Source organism: Micromonospora sp. NPDC005806 (assembly GCF_042871425.1).
Classification (GTDB): domain Bacteria; phylum Actinomycetota; class Actinomycetes; order Mycobacteriales; family Micromonosporaceae; genus Micromonospora.
In genome coordinates this window covers 1-16368 of record NZ_JBIAIL010000074.1, presented here as the reverse complement: position 1 = coordinate 16368, position 16368 = coordinate 1, and the positions used below count along the sequence as shown (strand labels likewise).

Below are 16368 nucleotides of genomic sequence, written 5' to 3'. Positions count from 1 at the left end.
GACCCGTTGTGGTGCCGGACGTGGTCACGCACCGTCGAGCCGGCCGACACCTCCCCGGTGCCGGCCGGTCCCGGCGTGACCCCCGCCGCCCGCCCCGGGCGGCGCGAGGATCAGTTGGCCCGCGCAGGCCCGCCCCACCACCAGCGGATGGGGAGTCGCTCGTCTCAACGGCGAGGATCCACAACAACCACCAGAAACCCGGTGAACGTTAGTGGACATCGCACTAGTCACCCATGTCCCGCAGCCATGGCTTCCGCCTCTGACGGTGTGCCCCTGTCGACGTAGGTCGTTCGACCACCCGCCGTCAATGATTGAGTTGCACCGTCTTGGAACACAAGCTGTGCAGCGGTCAGGGCGGCGATCATGCGGGCAAGACACTGGGCCGCCGCCATCTCGAAGCGGCTACGACATGTCGAACGACCAACTCGGAACAATCTCTAGCCGCACTCAATGGACTATAGCGTCCGTTGTACTCCGGCTGCGGCGGCAATCCGCCAGATAGGGACGCACCGCCACAACCGTCAGGCGCGCTGCTGCTGCTGCGAACCACCGATGCCAGCTCGACTTGCCGACCGGTGCCACGCCAGCCTAATCTGGACGCGATGGTCCAGTTGACATATCCCGGATTGCGGGCGACCACGTCCTCACCTCGGAGAATCTCATCACCGTGGCCGCAATAGTCCGAGGCGGGATGCTCCTGCCACTTCATCCGACCTGACTGGGCACTCCCAGGTCGCTGACCAGACGCGAGATTCAGGAGACAACATGGCGGGCAACGCCGAGGACATGATCACGTTGACCAGTGCCGAGCAAGAATTGGGTGGCTCGAACCTGTCGGGAGCCACCGCGCCCGACGTGGAAGACCTCGTCATCACCGACAACAGTGAGCTCGGCATCTACGAGGCCGCGATTGGGGGCCGGACAGCCGCGGGGCTCGTCTACAGTAAGGTCGGGAGCCGCGTCGTACTGATGGCGACATCCGTGTTCCCCGAGTTCCGGGGGAAGGGAGTAGCCGCCAGGCTCATCGGCGGCGTCCTCGACGAGCTGCGCATGCAAGGAAAGACCGCCACCGTCACGTGTCCGTTCGGGGCGGCATTCGTCAATGCTCATCCGGAATATGCCGACGTTCTAGACCCGGCATTCCCTCGGCCGCACACAGCCGGGCATGGGCATTGAACACGCGTCGTCGCGTCTGAAGGCGCGCCGACCGCTGAGAAGGTTCAGGCCCACTGGACGAGGCCGTCAGTTGCGGCCGGACCGTTCAACCAACACGAACAGGGAGCCGAAATGCCTGAGTCCTATCCACTCGCCACTGAACCCGAAGGCGTCGTCGCGTCGCTGATCGAGCGATTCAACTCCGGCAAGGTCAGCGCAATGATGGCCCAGTTCGAGCCGGGGGTCGTGTTCGTCGCGAAAGACGGGCGACCCGTCACTGATCCCACTGAGATCGCTGCCGAACTCGAGCGCGATATCAGTCTCGGTCTGCCACTGGAGGCCAAGGCGCGCCATGTGTTCGTTGCCGGCGATATCGCCCAGATCGTGGTAGACTGGTCAATTAATGGCACAGGTCCCGACGGCGAGCACGTACACATCGAAGGCTCGGCAAGTGATGTCGTGCGACGCGGCGCGGATGGACGCTGGCGGTACCTGATCGACAATGCTCTTGGGACGATGGTGCGACAGCCCGCCTGAACACGTGGCCGCCACGTGGTGAAACTGCCCGAACGGAAGATTGGGTTTCCACGTTCAAGCCTCAGGTGAACGGGGCCGCCGGTTGGGTGATACCACTGCGCTTCATTGGTCGAGATTTTGGACCTGGGCGCCCGAATTCTCCGTGAGACGACCGAATCCCATGTGGTGCTGGCGGCTTGACGCGAAGCGATGGGAGCGCCAAGAGATCCGAGACCTCATCGAGGCTTGTGCAGAAGCGCCGGCGCGGCGTAGCCGATCGACGGCGGCTGGGACCGACGCCGAGTAGCGTCGTCACCAGCAGCGGGTCAAGCAGGGCCGGCAAGACGCCGGGGGCTGCGATGATGAGCTCGTTCGGTTTGTGCAGATCCGAGCCGATCTTCACCGATGAGTTTCGAAGCGCCTACGCCAATGAAGGCGGTGACCGTCGCGGACGGTGTAGCGCTTCAAGCAGCGGAGGATTTCCTGCTCGCTGAGGCCTTCGGTGATGCGTCGTTGCGGGTAGGCGCGGGTGCGGTGGTCATTGCGCATACGGCACAGGGCGATGGTGTGTAGGGCGTGGTTGGCGCCGCGGTCGCCTCCTCGGTGGAGGCGTTGGCGGCGCACCCGTCCGGAACTGGCGGGGATAGGTGCTACGCCGCAGAGATGGGCCAGGGCTGCTTCCGAGCGCAGCCGGTCGGGGTTGTCGCCGGCGGTGGGCGAGCAGCTGCGCGGCGACGTCGGTGCCGACGCCGAACAGGGCGCTGGTGCGGGGTGCGGCCTGGCGGACCAGCGGCGTCAGCTGGCGATCGAGGGTGGTGATCGATCGGCACGGTGACCACGGTGGCCGCGGCCATCAGGCCGCCCCAGTCGATGCTGGCGTAGCCGACGAAGTCGAAGATCGCCTGGTGAGGGCCTGGACCTGGTCCTCGTCGACCCACCCCGAGCCGGCCCCGCCTGCCCTGACCCTCGCTTGTAAGAGGAAGATGCCCCTGGTGGGGCGCCCGCGGGTTTGTGAAACTCGGTGGGTCGCCCGCTGACGTCGACAGAACTTGGCACCACGAGCAGGCTGGGCAGCGCCGCCAACAGGTACGTAAGTACCCCACGTTCTACGCGGCGTTGCGGGAGATGACCGTATGGCTGGTCGCTGAGCAGGTCACGCACGTGGCGATGGAAGCCACCGGCGTGTACTGGCGGCCCGTCTTCCACGCCCTCGCCGAGGCTGACGGGCTGGAGATCCTGCTGTGCAACGCCCACCACGTCAAAAACGTGCCGGGCCGCAAAACCGACGCCTCCGACGCGGTGTGGCTGGCCGAACTGTGCGAGGTAGGGCTGCCGCGCGGCAGCTTCATCCCGCCCGCCGACATCGCCGCGATCCGGGAACTGACCCGCTACCGCAAGAAGCTGATCGAGGAACGCACCCGGGAGACCCAGCGGCTGCACAAGGTCCTCGAAGACGGCGGCATCAAGCTCGATTCCGTCGCCTCCGACGCCACAGGTGTCTCCGGCCGGGCGATGATCGAAGCGCTCATCGCCGGCGAGCGGGATCCGGCGGTCCTGGCCGACCTGGCCAGAGAGGTGCTGCGCAAGAAGATCCCCGACCTCACCCTCGCCCTCGCAGGCCGGTTCGCCGACCACCACGCCCTGCTCTGCCGGCTGCACCTGACCCACATCGACCACCTCAACGACATGATCGGCAAGCTCGATGCCCGCATCGAGGAGGCCATCACCCCGTTCGCCGCGCGGCGGGACCGGCTCAAAACAATCCCGGGCGTGGGTGACCGAGCCGCGCAGACGATCATCTCCGAGATCGACGTGGACATGACCCGCTTCCCCACCCCCGCGCATCTCGCGTCCTGGGCCGGCCTCTGCCCAGGCAACCACGAATCAGCCGGCAAACGCAGGAAAGGCACCACCCGCCACGGCAACCCCCACCTCGCCACCGTGCTGGTCGAAGCAGCCTGGGCCACCTCCCGCACCCGCACCTGACTCGGCGCCCGCTACCGCCGACTCCACCGACGCTTCGGCAAAACCGGCAGCAAGAAAGCCGCCGTCGACATCGCCCACACCATCCTCGTCATCGTCTGGCACCTACTCGCCAACAACACGACCTCGGCGGCGACTACTACACCCACCGAGACAACCCCGAGACCCGCAAGAACCGCCTGCTACGCCAACTACACGACCTCGGCTACCAAGCCGAACTCACCCCACTCGCCGCATAGCCCGACCATCACCGGCAGGCCCCCTAGAGTTTCGTCTGAGTTCTGGGCGCTTCGTCCGGCAGGGTCCGTGTACGTCTGACACCTCGGGCTGTCATCTTGCCGCGTCCTGCCGTTGCTGTCCTCGTCCGGTTCCGTTGCTGTCAGCGCTGCTGTCAACAGCCACGCCAGCGCGCTTCTGCGCCGAAGGGGCAAGGGGCTGCGGAAGTCCGGCAGGCGGCTGCCGAACCGTCAGATAATGCGGCAGTTAGCCTGCGGTTCATCCCGAGGGGCGGGCCGGTGGGCTGATCGAAATGCGGTCGGAAGGAGCAGCAGTCGGATGAGCACGATGCACGCCGTGAGAGCTCACACCAGAGGCGGGCCGGAGCAGCTCGTGTACGAGGAGGCACCGCGGCCCGAGCCGGGGCCTGGTGAGGTGTTGGTGGCCGTGAAGGCCGCTTCCATGACACCCACCGAGCTCACCTGGTCGGCAACCTGGACGCACAGCTCGGACGGGACAGGACCCGAGCGCACCCCGATCATCCCGTCGCACGAGTTCTCCGGAGTCGTCGCGGCGTCCGGGACGGGGGTGGAGAGCCCCGCCCAGGGCGAGGCCGTCTACGGGTTGATCCCTTTCACCCGCGATGGCGCGGCCGCCGAGTACGTCGCCGTGCCCGCGGCGGTTTTGGCGGCCAAACCCGCCACCGTTGACCACGACCACGCCGCAGCGCTCCCACTGGCTGCGTTGAGTGCCTGGCAGGCACTGGTGGACCACGCCGACCTGCAGGCCGGCCAGCACGTGCTGGTGCAGGGCGGCGCCGGTGGCGTGGGGAGCTACGTGGTGCAGCTCGCAGCCGGCCTCGGTGCTCGCGTGAGCGCCACGGCGGCGGCGGGAGACCTGGAATTCGTCAAGGATCTGGGTGCCGAGCAGGTTATCGACTATGCGCACGACCGCTTCGAGGACCACGTCCGCGACGTGGACGTGGTCGTTGATCTTGTCGGAGGAGCCACGCAGTCGCGGTCCTGGTCGGTCCTGAAACCGGGCGGTGTCCTGGTCTCCCTCGTCACTCCACCCGACGAGCAGGAAGCAGCCAGGCATGGCGTTCGTGGGGTGTACTTCATCGTCGAGCCCGACCAGAACGCGTTGCGTTCCATCGCCGAGTTCGTCGATGACGGCCAGTTGAGGCCGGTGCTGGACCGCGTGCTGCCCCTCACTGAGACGCGCTCAGGTTACGAGGCGCTCGAGACGGCCAAACGCCGCGGTAAGATCGTCATCCACGTCGCTGACTAGTCACTGCCGTCGGTGCCGCTGTGGGCACGTGTGGCCCGCTGTTCGGTGACGGGATCCGGCCGGCCCGCAGGCCCGGACTACTCGCTTACAAGTACTGGGCGCGCCGTCCGGCGGGGGCCATCCGCATCCATGACCTCGGGCGGCTGTCCGCGCCCGGCCGCCGACCGCTGCCCGCATCTGGGCTCGTTGCTGTCACCGTTGCTGTCGATGGAGCAATGCGGCCCAGCAGAGGGCTACGAGGCCCGTCACCGGGAATTTCTCACCGAGCCCCGCGACGAGAGCCGTTTTCGGCGTGGATGGTCGCCTATCACATCTCAAGCGGGAGCATCGAAAAGCCGAAGGCCCGGAACCAGGCGCCCGACCCAGCAGCCTGCTTCGCGGTCGGTCGGTCGGCCGTCCGGCTTGGTCATGCCCGTCATGGCAGCACGCCTGCCTGCTGCGGTCATTCCCCGTTCCTCGCCTCGATTGTCATACATTGAAGCGGAACAGGTCGGCCGGCACGTTACCTGCGACAACCTGCTTCGTTCGCAACTCAAGCCCTGCCTTGGGCTAACGCCTCATCTATCCCCGAGCCGAGTGGCCTGGAGTGAAGGGAGATGGTTTTTGCAACCAACGTGGCTGGTAATGTTCTCGTGGGCAACGCTCGTGTTGGGGTTAGCCAGCGCCGCCGTTATCGTTGTCGACTCCTTCATTGGTGGCAATCGTCAGCCGGCTAAGGTCATGGAGTTAGTCTGGCCGGTCACCGCCCTTTACTTCGGCCCAGCAGCCATCATGGCTTACAGGAAGTGGGGTAGGCCCCAGTCTCCGCGGTGGCGGCAACGACACGGCGACCCGCCCAAGAAGCCGCGACAGGCTGCTGTTGTATTCGGACTCTGTCACTGTCTTGCCCACTGCACCCTAGGTGCCGTCATCGCTACGGTGATTATCTTCGGCCTTGGCATCGGTACAGGCGACGAAACGTTAAGGCCCTTGTACATCGGCGACTTTGCGGGCGCGGTGGCCGTGGGCGTCGCAATCCGCTACGCCACCGAGGCTCACACAGGTGGCCGAAGAGTGTGGGCTGCAATAAGGAGCGTTGCCAGAGAGGACTTGCTGACCGTGTCCGCGGTCGAACTCACCCTATTTATTTGGATAGCGCTAGTGGAACATCTTTTCTTCCCGGAGGCCCTGCGGCCTAGCAGTCCGGTGTTTTGGCTCATTCACCAGATCGGGTTGATCATCGGCTTCTTTGCCGCTTGGCCGGCAACCTCATGGCTGATCCGTCGCGGCATCAGAGTGGAGTCGCCGGGCACGCCTCCGTAGTAGGTTCGCCGTCCTTCATGATCTGATCATGTGAGTCGGGTTGGTGGTGGTACCAGCGGGCGTGGGCTTGGTGGTACCGGCAGGCGCTCGGCAAGCTCGACGGGCTGCTGTCATGTGGCCCGTTACTGTCACGGCTGCTGTAGTGGTCCGACGATCTGATCCTCGGGCCGACGTTCGTCTGGTCAATGGTGGTGGGCGCGGCAGGTTTCGAACCTGCGACCCCTCGCTTGTAAGGCGCTTTCGGCATGAGTCGCAACGTCCGCTGACGGCTGCCACGTCCACCCTGGCCCCGCCGTGCGTGCGAGTACGTCCGCCGCTGTTTGCGACGGTTGATGTCAGCCGTGGATGTCAGCTCGCGGAGCGGCAGGCGAAAGTGCAGGGCGGGCGGCTAGAGGAGCGGGAACGATGGCCTGGTGCGGTGCTTGACGCCAGCGATGTCGATGGTCGGCCTGGGGGTGGCCGGGCCGTCAAAGCCCTATACTTCCCGCGGGCCTCGATCCACCTCGCCTGATTAGCACGGCCGTGACCTATCTCCCCAGCTCACAGAGCCGGTCCCGGTACAAACGCCGACGGCAGCGGGGTTCCGAGCTGGGGCGAATCCACCTCGACGATCTCCGGCTTCATTGGCCACAGGATGTTCAGCAGCTCGTCCTGTTCGGCTTTTCCGACCTTGAAGTCGTCAAGCGTCGCGGCGAGGTCCTCCATGAAGACATCGAACTCGCCGCTGGTCACGCCCATGTTGGTGTGTGTCTCCTTCATGTCTCGCCCGGTGTAGGTGCGCGGCCCGCCGGTGCCCTGACACATCTGGTCAACGAACGGCACAGTTGCATTGAGCGTTGGCAAGATCGAGGCAGGCTTGAGCAGTGAAGCCATCGACTCGCTCTCGCCCGTGGTTGCCTCCGACGTCGGCGTCGCCGGGTTTCGGTTCCCGACTGAGGTGATCGTGGTCGCGGTCCGCTGGTATTTGCGCTTCAACCTCTCGTATCGCGACGTTGAGGAGCTCTTGGCCGAACGTGGGGGTCGAGGTCGATCACGCCACGGTCTACCGATGGGTGCAGCGGTTCGCGCCGCTGCTGGCCGACGCCGCGCGATTCTCCCGCCACTCGCCGGGTGACAGGTGGTTCGTCGACGAAACGTACGTGAAGGTGAACGGCGTGTGGCGATACGTGTACCGGGCGGTCGACCAGTATGGGCAGGTCATCGACGTGCTCGTCTCGGCCCGCCGGGACGCCGGCGCCGCCCGGCGGTTCTTCCGACGCGCGCTGTCGACGTTGAAAGTGACACCCAGCGAGATCGTCACCGACGCCGCTGCGGTCTACCCCGCCGTGCTCGACGAGCTGATCCCGTCCGCGTGGCACCACGTCGAGCAATACGCCAACAATCCAATCGAGGCTGATCACAGCCAGCTCAAGCACCGGTTGATACCGATGCGCGGGCTACGAACGGACAAGACGGCGCAGGTGGTCATCGCTGGCCACGCGTTCATGCAGAACCTGCGCCGCGGCCACTACGAACTCGCCATCGACGCCCCGCCCGCTCTGCGGGTCGCAGCGGCGTTTGCCGAACTCGCCCAAGCGATTTGACCGCCCATCTGGCACGGGCTTCACGCCGTCGTCCGAACCCACAACGCAACGGTGCCCTCCGACATCCTTGAGCGACTCGGCGCCAACCCGAACGGACAGCACCCACCTACAACGCACAACGACGCACACCGATGACAAACCTGATTGCCGCACCCGGTAAATGGGGAGTTTTCGGGGGGAGATTCAAAACCCCATAGAAGAAAGTCGAATCCCTGACCAGCGTTCCCGCTGGTCAGGGCTTTTTCTCTGTCGGGACGGCCGGAGTTGAACCGACGACCCCTTGACCCCCAGTAGTACGGTGGCCCAGCGACATGCTCACGCACGTTTGCCCAGGTCGACTGAAGCATAAACCGGCCGAGTAAAGGCGTCCTCGCACCACTCCCCTGCCACCATCGACTTCCCTGCCGCCAGCCAGACGAGCAGCGCGGGGTGTCGTCGGCAGCTGCCGTGGGAGTTCATGTCGGAGGGGCGAGTTGAACCCCAACTACATGATCAGGTTAGCCGCCGTGCTGCATCTGAATCCGACTCACTCGAAGAGTTCACGGATGACCCCCATGGCCCGCGGCGAGATCACCTCGTCGGGGTAGAAGTCGCTACACAGGCGTACGGCGTCGTCGACCGTCGCGACCTTGGCCAGCGCCGCCAGGGTGCGAAGATCGTCCACGTCGCGGGCCCGCGCCGCGAGCGCCTTCATCGCGAAGATGTGCTCCGGCGAGGCCGCCATGACGCGCAGCCCGGGATGGTCGAAGACACGCCGTCTGCCCGGGTCGTCCTTGCCGGAGACATACACGCTGGCCTGCTCGTTGAGCCACCACGGCGGCAGTCCCAAATCGTCGGCTACCGCACGTGCCTCATCGAGGACGACGCCGTGCGGGACGAACATCGCATCGACGTCCCTGGTCACCCGTTTCGCGTCGTAGGCGAGCGCCATAGCGGCGCCACCCACAACGAAGATGTCAGCGACGCACCCGCGGCGGACGAGCCTGTCGCCCAGGCGGGTGAACGCGCGTTCGAGTTCCGCGCGCCCCATCAGGACGCCGTCCGACCCGGTCACGCCGCAGCCAGGTCGTGAACTGAAAGGTACACACCGTGCTTCCGGAATGCGGCTGGCGCCCATGCCAGGGCGTCGGCCCGGTGGATGGCCAGTTCGGCCGGGAACCATGCCCGGCGCAGCACCCGTGCCTCGACCCACACCGGCGGGGCAAGGTCCGCCTGGGCGAGCAGGTGCTCCGCGAGCGCCGCAAGCAGCGCATCCCAACGTGCGTCCCCGGTCAGTCCGGGCTCATCGTTCAACAGATCGACCCTGGTTTCAGCCGGCTCCCAGCGGTACTCCTCCAGGAACTCCCACACCAGCTTCCAGCGGATCTGGTCGGCGTCCGCGGAGGCGAGAAGGGTGGCCAACCGGGCCAGACTCATCGGTTCGTAGCCGGTACCCACAGCGCGAACGTCACCTCCCAACCACGGCATAAATTGTTGGTTGCAGACTATCGCCCTGCCCCGGCGAACGCCGCAACGCTCAGGGTTGCGACCCGTGTCCAGCTCCAGCCCGGCGACGCTACTCGCGAACCTCCGATCTGGGTCTCACGGCCGTGTAGATCAACGGCATCGATAACCAGGCTCCTGGTGGTGCTGCTCCTGCCGGCCACGGCAATCCGGCGAACCCGCCGCCGTCCTCGCCGACCCGTCCGGGCCAATCGACTGGCCGCTACTACAGGCCCTCGCGCGGTAACGGACTGCGTGGCCGGTTGCAGACCGTCCTGTTGGCGGCCGGGCCTAGGTGGCGCAGTACGGGCGGGCGGTGGAGGGTGATGGCGAGGTCGAGGGGGTCAGGCCCGCTCCGCCTCAGCCGGCCCTGGAGAAGCCGAGTGCTCGGTATCCGGGCATGCGGCGTTGGAGTGAGGCGGCGAGAATCGGGGCGGCCGGGTCGTGGTAGTCGTGGACCTCGGCGGCGTCCTTGCCGGGTGCGGTCCGGATCACGCGCCCGGCGCACTGGATGAGCAGCCCGTCGTAGGAGATCGGGCCGGCGAGGAAGAGGGTGTCGAGGGCGGGGGCGTCGAAGCCTTCGCCGATGAACGGTGTGGTGCCGATGACGAGGAGGCCATCGCCGGCCTTGGCCTCGCCGAGTCGGCCGACGGTGGTTCGCCGGTCGGTGGTGCTCATCGCTCCTTGGAGTACGAGCGCCTGATGGCCGCGCGCCGCGAGCATCGCGGTGAGGGCGTCGACGTGGGCGATCCGCCGGGTGAGGACGAGACAGTTGCGCCCGCGCGTGAGGGCTGCGGTGACATCGTCGGCGATCTGGGTGTTGCGCGTCTGGTCGAGGGCCAGGCATCGGTGGATCTCGGCGAGTGCGCCCGGTTCGTTCAGGTCCACGTTGCCGGCACGAAACGTGGTGTCGTGGACGTGTAGCAGCCGTTGTGGTCCGGCATCAACCGCCATCGCGGCCGCGATGGTGCCCTGCTCCTCGTCGGTCATGGTGTGCCGAATCGGGCCGAGCTGCCAGGTGACGAGTTGGCCGAGCCCGTCACGCCGGACGGGCGTGGCGGTGAGACCGAGCCAGAACTGCGCGGCGATCCGTTTGACCGAGTGCTCGTACGCGGCGGCCGCGAGGTGGTGGCACTCGTCGACGATGACGTGCCCGTACCCCTGGGTGAGTGTGGTGATGTCGTCGCGCCTGGCCAGGGAGGGCAACAGCGCGATGTCCACTGTGCCGGTGAGCTTGCGCCGGCCGCCGCCGAGTTGGCCGGGCCGGAGGCCGAGGAATTGTTCGAGGCGGGCCCGCCACTGGTCGGCCAATGCTTTGCGGTCGACGAGCACCAGGGTTGAGGTGCCGCGCTCGGCGATCACCGCGCAGGCCATGACCGTCTTGCCGGAACCGGGTGGGGCGACGAGCACCCCGTCGTCGTGGGCGAGGAGTGCACCGACTGCGGCGCTCTGCTTGGTGGTGAGTTCGGCGGTGAACGGTGCGTCGATTTCGCGGCCCGGGTTTCGTCCGTCGGTGACGGCCAGCCTCGATCCGGCCTGTTCGACGATCGCGGCGATCGTGTGGCCCAGGCCGCGCGGCAGTACCAGACGATCGTCGAGGGTGAGGTCGTACCCGCGGATGAATCGTGGGGTGTCCCAGGTGGACTTGCGTAGTCGTTGCACTTCGTAGAACTTCGGGTTGGCCATGGCGGCGGCGTGCTTGAACGTCGCCAGCGCGGCCGGGGTGAGCTGCGCCGCGTCGAGGCTCAGCCCGGCACCGGCTTCCGCGTGCACCACCGGTGGCAGCGCGGGATGCACCCGGGTCGCGGCGGACCGGCTCATCGAGGCGACGTCGGCACCGGTGGTGGCAACTTTCGCCTGCCGGGCGATACGTTCGGCGTCGCCGGGGCTGAGCCGGTCCAGTGTCGACAGAAACGCCCACTGGTCGGCGTACGGTTCGAGCGTGCCGAGGTCGAGGAACGTGGTCAGTCCGTCCTTGCGGCGCCGGCCCTGCAACGGCGCGGCGATGAGGTTGCCGAAGCCGCCCTCGGGTAGGACGTCCTGGTTGGGGAACAGCCGGTCGTACGACCGCAGGTCCATCGACCCGCGCAGCACCATCGCCTCGTGCAGCAGGGCGGTTCCGACAGCCCGCGCCGTCGTCGCCGGGACCACGCCGGCGAAGAAGATCCACACGTGGGCGCCGCGACCGGACTGGGAGATCTCCAATGCCGCCGGCACAGCGCTGGCCCGTGCCGCCTTGACGTAGGCGAGGGCGTCGAGCATCGCCGTCGCTCCGTCGAAGTCGGCCACGACGAAGTGGCAGGTGTTGCCGGGGAGCAGGGGGTACAGCCCCATGAACACGTCGCCGACGAGATGGGCGGCGGCGACTTCCGCCGTGCGGGGCAGGTATGCGGCGCCGCGGCGGTCCATGCCCTTACGCCAGCCGCCGGCGACGGCGGGCATCCACCCGGCGGCGCCGGTGCGGGTGTTCTCCCACCGCACGGCATACACGTCGACGCGGGCCCGGAACCGGTCGGCGAACAGCGCCAGCTTGTCCGCCACCGGTGAGGCCATCGTGACCAGTCCCGGCGCAGCGACCGGCGCGGACAGCTGCTCCGGCGCCGGAGTCGTGTCCTGACCGCGCAGTTGGAGCAGCCGTGACAGGCGGGCGTTCTCTGCCCGTAACCGCTGCAGCTCGCGGCGAAGCCCCTCGAACCCGTCTACCGAACCCACCGGAACATCCTCGGGTATCGGGCTTCGAACATCCCGTCACGGGTCCGTTATCCTGCGCCGATGGCATCGAAGCGGAGTGCGGCGCTCGAGGCGATGATCGAAGAGGCCACCGTCGACGCCTACGGCGACGACGAACAGCTCACCGGCCTGTTCACCATGCTCGAGGAGCATCTGGCGGTGCCGTTCACCACCACCGTCCTCGGCATGGAGGTAATCGTGCAGAAGGTCGACCTCACCGTCGACAGCATCGTCGCGGTCTGCGCCCGGGGCCGGCACCGGCAGCGGATCGACCTCCTCGACCTGCCGCTGCCCACACCCGCACCGGACGGAGCCGCCTGGATCGACGCCTACCGGCACTGGGCGGGGCGGTAGAGCGCCGGTGAGTGAGTACCAGTACTACGAGTTCACCGCCGTCGACCGGCCCCTCACCAGCCGAGAGCAGGGCGAGCTGCGGTCGCTGTCCACCCGGGCCGACATCACCGCCACCAGCTTCGTCAACACCTACCGGTGGGGCGACTTCAAGGGTGACCCGCGCAAGCTGATGGAGCGGTACTTCGACGCGCACCTGTACCTGGCGAACTGGGGCACCCGCCAGCTCACGCTACGGCTACCGACGCGCGCGCTCGCCCCCGCCACCGTCGCCCGCTACTGCGTCGGTGACAGTGCTTCCGCGTGGACCGCCGGCAAGCACCTCATCGTCCATCTCCACCGCGAGGACGAGGACGGCACCGACGCGTGGGACCTCGACGGTCACGGCCTGCTCGCCTCGATCATCCCGGTGCGGGCCGCCCTCGCCGCCGGTGACCTGCGCCTGCTGTACCTGGGCTGGCTGCGCTGCGTACAGTCCCTAGAACTCGACGACGACGAGCCCGAGCCGCCCATCCCGGCCGGCCTGGGCACGCTCGACGCCCCGCTCACCGCGGTCGCCGAGTTCCTCTGCATCGACCCTGATCTGCTCGCGGCCGCGGCGGCCGCTTCGGCGCAGACTGCCGTCGAGCCGCCCGCCACGCAACTGCGCTCGTGGATCACCGGCCTGCCCGCCCGGGAGAAAGACGCCATCCTCGCCGACCTGGTCGCCGGCGGCGACGGTCACCTGCGCGGCCGGCTGCTGCGCCGGTACCGCGACGAGCACCCTCCGGACACGTCCACCACAACTGCTCCACGCACCGCAGGCGAACTACTCGCCACCGCCGCGCACCTCCGCGCCGAACGGGAACGCCAGATTGCCGAACAGCGCGAGCGGGACCGGATCCGCCGGGAACGGTCTGCGGCGGCCGCCCGGCAACGGCACCTCGACGCCCTTGCCGTCGATCAGCCCGCCGCGTGGCAGAGGGTCAACGAACTCATCGCCACGAAGAAACCCCGCGACTACGACACGGCCGTACAGCTCCTCGTCGACCTGGGCGACGTCAGCGAACGCGACGGCAGCACCACACGTTTCCAGCAACGGCTGGCCGAACTACGGGCGGTGCACGCACGTAAGCCCAGCCTGCTGGAACGCCTCGACCTGGCAGGACTCGATGCCTGACACCGTCCGGTCGACCGCCACACAGGCCGAGGCCAACCTTCACGCCGTCCTGCACCTCGTGGCAGCCGGTCGGTTACGGTGCAGCGAAACGACCCGTCGACCCGCCGCCGCGACCGTCGCCGAGACGCTCGACGGCGGCGACTTCTACCCCGCCGAGCCGATCGCGGCGTTCGCGTGGCCGCTGCTGCTGCAGGCCGGCGGCCTCGCCGAACTCGCCGGCGGCCGACTCCAGCTCACCGATCGCGGACGCGCCGCCCTCGGTAAACCGGCCACCGCGACGATCCGGCAGCTCTGGCGGTCCTAGGTCACCACCACCGTGCTCGACGAGTTCAACCGGATCGACCGGATCAAGGGCCAACGCGCCGCCGGGAGACCTCACCAACCGTCGCCCGTAGCGAACGTGGGCTGTGGAAGCTGTACTCGTAGACCCTCAGTACGGCAGCCTCGGCTACAGCGGATTCGCGGACTGGCCGATCCTCCAGGGCCGGTACACCCTCGCCGTGCTGTTCGAGTACGCCGCGACCCTCGGCCTCATCGACATCGAGTACACCGACGCGGTCGGCGCCCGCACCGACTACCACGGCAACTGGGGCGCCGACGACCTCGACTACCTCAGCCGCTACGACGGCCTGCGCGCCATCCGACTCAACCCGCTCGGCGCCTACGCACTCGGGCTGACTGGCGACTACCAGCCACCCGCCAGCACCACGGAGCCGGAGCGGACCCTGAAGGTCCTGCCAACCCTGGACATCGTCGCCGTCGGCGACCCCACCGCCGCCGACCGGCTCGTCCTCGACGCCCACGCCGAACACACCAGCGACTGGGTCTGGACCGTACGCGCCGACACGCTGCTCGCCGCAGCCGAAACCGGACGGCCGCTCGGGCAGTTCGTCACCTTCCTGACGGATCGTGCAATGCACGACCTGCCAGCAGCGCTCGCCGTCCTCGTCGACGTGACCACCCGGGCGACGAGGATCAGCGACCGCGGCCTCGTCCGCCTCGTCGAATGCGCCGATGCGCCCCTCGCGACCCTCGTCGCCCGCGCGCACTGCGCGCCCTCGAATACACCACCACCCCGGCAGGAGGATGAACCAGACCGCGACAGCTCAACAGCCACTTCCTCGCAGGGCAGACCGCGTCGGCTGGGGGCTCGATCATGCCGAGCCCGTCCTCGCCGCGACCATCCCCGCGCTGCTGCGGGTTGCCCGCACTGGCGGTCCTCGGCCTGCAAGCCGCTCTGGGCACCCCTGCTGCTGGTTCAGCTGCCTGACCCGGGAACGCCGCCGGGAGGTTCGCGAGACCGCCCACGCCGAAAGCCGCGCGCTCGAAGCCGAACCCGCCGCGTGACGCCGCCTGTAGTGCGGGATCGGCAGGCGAGTGTTCGCCCTTCCAGCGATGACCATCGGGCCGCAGGCCCATCGCAGGAGATTTTATGGCCGGCAGGTCGATGTCATGCCAGCCGGCGACGCCGCTCAGACGTACGATCTGGATCAGGAGGTAGACATGTCCAGCGGCAATGGCGCACCGCCTGGTTCACGGTACGTGGACCAGCGGCACTTCGTGGTCGCCGCCGCCCTGTCCGACCTGCACGGTCCGGTTCGCGGTGTGGTGACACTCGACCGGTCGCTGGACTGGTCCGGCGACAGTACCTACGACCTGGACGACGCCGGCGATCTGCAGCTGATGTACCAGACCGTGCTGAACCAGGCCAATTCGGTCGCGGACCTGTGCCGGTGGTTGCAGGGCCCGACGCTGCGCCGCTTGTGGCCCAACTTGTGGCTCCCGGCCCGCCTGCGGGCGTTGTGGCAGGCACGCTTTCCCGAACTGACCACGCCACCCCAAACGCTGGCCGGATAGAAGTGGATGAGGTTCACTTCCGCCTGGCGGAGATCGGACTGCGGGTCGCTGCCCGCTACGGGTTCGCGCTGGCCGGCGGCTATGCCGTACAGGCCCACGGCATCCTGGACCGCCCGAGCGAGGACGTCGACCTGTTCACGGCGTGGGAGCGACGTGGCGAGTTCGCCGCAGCAGTGGACGCCGTGGTCGACGGCTACCGGGTCGCCGGGTATTCCGTCGAGGTGACGCAGCAGTTCGACACCTTCGCCCGACTCGCGGTCATCGATCCCGCTCACCCTGAGCATCCGTACAAGGTCGAGCTGGCGGCCAACTGGCGCGCGTTGCCGCCGGTGATGATGGACGTCGGGCCGGTGCTGCACGCGGACGACGTCGTCGCGGGCAAGATGTCCGCCCTGTACACGCGCGCCGAGCCCCGAGACTTCCTGGACATCGACGCGGCGCTCATGACCGGCCGCTACACCCGGGCGCGGCTGTGCGAGCTGGCCGAACAATCCGACGCGGGGTTCGACCGGCGCATCCTGGCAGACCTGTTCGGAATGCTGGAGCGCTACCCGGACCGCCGTTTCGCTGCCTACGGTGCCGGCCCCGCGCATATCAGCGAGATGCGCAAGCGCTTCGCGCAATGGCGGGAAGAACTCATCGCCAATCTGTCCTAGTACGGCAGCCGCCGTTTGAGATGTCGCTGGCGGTGAGGGGTGGACGCGAGGCGGCCACCGCGTGATCGTCTGTACGTTGTGGACATAA

At 67.6% G+C, this 16368-nt stretch carries 16 protein-coding genes and 1 pseudogene; 11 read left to right on the top strand and 6 right to left on the bottom strand.

From position 1 onward, the window contains the following. Nucleotides 1-765: 765 nt before the first annotated feature. Nucleotides 766-1176 carry a GNAT family N-acetyltransferase gene (locus ACFYOS_RS35520; RefSeq protein WP_387151441.1) on the top strand — a complete coding sequence of 137 codons (411 nt, stop codon included), beginning with the start codon at nt 766-768 and terminating at the stop codon, nt 1174-1176. Nucleotides 1177-1287: 111 nt separating this feature from the next. Beyond that, on the top strand, nt 1288-1692 hold the full coding sequence (locus ACFYOS_RS35515; RefSeq protein WP_387151438.1) for a YybH family protein: 405 nt from the start codon (nt 1288-1290) through the stop codon (nt 1690-1692). A 378-nt stretch (nt 1693-2070) separates the two neighbouring features. Here the strand turns inward: ACFYOS_RS35515 and ACFYOS_RS35510 are convergent, their stop codons facing one another. Beyond that, nucleotides 2071-2316: a transposase gene (locus ACFYOS_RS35510; protein ID WP_387151444.1), complete on the bottom strand. Its 246-nt coding sequence runs from the start codon at nt 2314-2316 to the stop codon at nt 2071-2073. A gap of 366 nt (nt 2317-2682) precedes the next feature. Here ACFYOS_RS35510 and ACFYOS_RS35505 point away from each other — a divergent pair, with 366 nt between their 5' ends. From ACFYOS_RS35505 to ACFYOS_RS35495, 3 genes are all read left to right on the top strand, one after another. Further along, nucleotides 2683-3657 carry an IS110 family transposase gene (locus tag ACFYOS_RS35505; RefSeq protein WP_387151435.1) on the top strand — a complete coding sequence of 325 codons (975 nt, stop codon included), beginning with the start codon at nt 2683-2685 and terminating at the stop codon, nt 3655-3657. 552 nt (nt 3658-4209) lie between these two features. After that, entirely contained in the window at nt 4210-5160 is a 951-nt protein-coding gene (locus ACFYOS_RS35500) for an NADP-dependent oxidoreductase (RefSeq protein ID WP_387151432.1), read from the top strand. Between the two features lie 624 nt (nt 5161-5784). After that, nucleotides 5785-6462, top strand: coding sequence for a DUF4396 domain-containing protein (locus tag ACFYOS_RS35495; protein WP_387151428.1), 678 nt, complete (start codon nt 5785-5787; stop codon nt 6460-6462). A gap of 540 nt (nt 6463-7002) precedes the next feature. Here the strand turns inward: ACFYOS_RS35495 and ACFYOS_RS35490 are convergent. Beyond that, the gene (locus ACFYOS_RS35490; protein ID WP_387151425.1) at nt 7003-7335 is read right to left on the bottom strand and encodes a group 1 truncated hemoglobin; all 333 of its coding nucleotides are present in this window, start codon (nt 7333-7335) and stop codon (nt 7003-7005) included. A 16-nt stretch (nt 7336-7351) separates the two neighbouring features. Between ACFYOS_RS35490 and ACFYOS_RS35485 the strand changes: the two are divergent. Beyond that, nucleotides 7352-8045 (top strand): annotated as a pseudogene (locus ACFYOS_RS35485) (IS6 family transposase). 526 nt (nt 8046-8571) lie between these two features. Here ACFYOS_RS35485 and ACFYOS_RS35480 read toward each other — a convergent pair. The 3 genes from ACFYOS_RS35480 to ACFYOS_RS35470 all read right to left on the bottom strand — a co-directional run bounded on the left by ACFYOS_RS35480 (nt 8572) and on the right by ACFYOS_RS35470 (nt 12239). Continuing rightward, nucleotides 8572-9099 (bottom strand): DUF6036 family nucleotidyltransferase, encoded by a 528-nt coding sequence (locus tag ACFYOS_RS35480; RefSeq protein WP_387151422.1) that lies wholly within the window; start codon nt 9097-9099, stop codon nt 8572-8574. After that, the gene (locus tag ACFYOS_RS35475; protein ID WP_387151420.1) at nt 9096-9482 is read right to left on the bottom strand and encodes a hypothetical protein; all 387 of its coding nucleotides are present in this window, start codon (nt 9480-9482) and stop codon (nt 9096-9098) included. The genes ACFYOS_RS35480 and ACFYOS_RS35475 overlap by 4 nt, the downstream gene beginning before the upstream one ends. 405 nt (nt 9483-9887) lie before the next feature. Continuing rightward, nucleotides 9888-12239 (bottom strand): DEAD/DEAH box helicase family protein, encoded by a 2352-nt coding sequence (locus ACFYOS_RS35470; protein ID WP_387151417.1) that lies wholly within the window; start codon nt 12237-12239, stop codon nt 9888-9890. Between the two features lie 60 nt (nt 12240-12299). Between ACFYOS_RS35470 and ACFYOS_RS35465 the strand changes: the two genes are divergently transcribed. Genes ACFYOS_RS35465 through ACFYOS_RS35455 form a run of 3 tightly spaced genes read left to right on the top strand, consistent with a single transcriptional unit; the run spans nt 12300 to nt 14071 of the window. Continuing rightward, a complete protein-coding gene (locus ACFYOS_RS35465) occupies nt 12300-12611 on the top strand; it encodes a hypothetical protein (protein ID WP_387151415.1) in 312 nt (103 codons plus the stop codon). 7 nt (nt 12612-12618) lie between these two features. Continuing rightward, nucleotides 12619-13767: a hypothetical protein gene (locus ACFYOS_RS35460; RefSeq protein ID WP_387151413.1), complete on the top strand. Its 1149-nt coding sequence runs from the start codon at nt 12619-12621 to the stop codon at nt 13765-13767. Then, nucleotides 13760-14071 (top strand): hypothetical protein, encoded by a 312-nt coding sequence (locus tag ACFYOS_RS35455; protein ID WP_387151410.1) that lies wholly within the window; start codon nt 13760-13762, stop codon nt 14069-14071. Before ACFYOS_RS35460 ends, ACFYOS_RS35455 begins: the two co-directional genes overlap by 8 nt. A gap of 43 nt (nt 14072-14114) precedes the next feature. Here the strand turns inward: ACFYOS_RS35455 and ACFYOS_RS35450 are convergent, their stop codons facing one another. Then, nucleotides 14115-14816 (bottom strand): hypothetical protein, encoded by a 702-nt coding sequence (locus ACFYOS_RS35450; RefSeq protein ID WP_387151408.1) that lies wholly within the window; start codon nt 14814-14816, stop codon nt 14115-14117. A 346-nt stretch (nt 14817-15162) separates the two neighbouring features. On the opposite strand from ACFYOS_RS35450, the gene ACFYOS_RS35445 reads away from it, so the two are divergent. Both ACFYOS_RS35445 and ACFYOS_RS35440 read left to right on the top strand, forming a co-directional pair. After that, nucleotides 15163-15624 carry a hypothetical protein gene (locus ACFYOS_RS35445; protein ID WP_387151405.1) on the top strand — a complete coding sequence of 154 codons (462 nt, stop codon included), beginning with the start codon at nt 15163-15165 and terminating at the stop codon, nt 15622-15624. 2 nt (nt 15625-15626) lie between these two features. Beyond that, on the top strand, nt 15627-16280 hold the full coding sequence (locus tag ACFYOS_RS35440; protein ID WP_387151402.1) for a nucleotidyl transferase AbiEii/AbiGii toxin family protein: 654 nt from the start codon (nt 15627-15629) through the stop codon (nt 16278-16280). Nucleotides 16281-16368 lie beyond the last annotated feature (88 nt).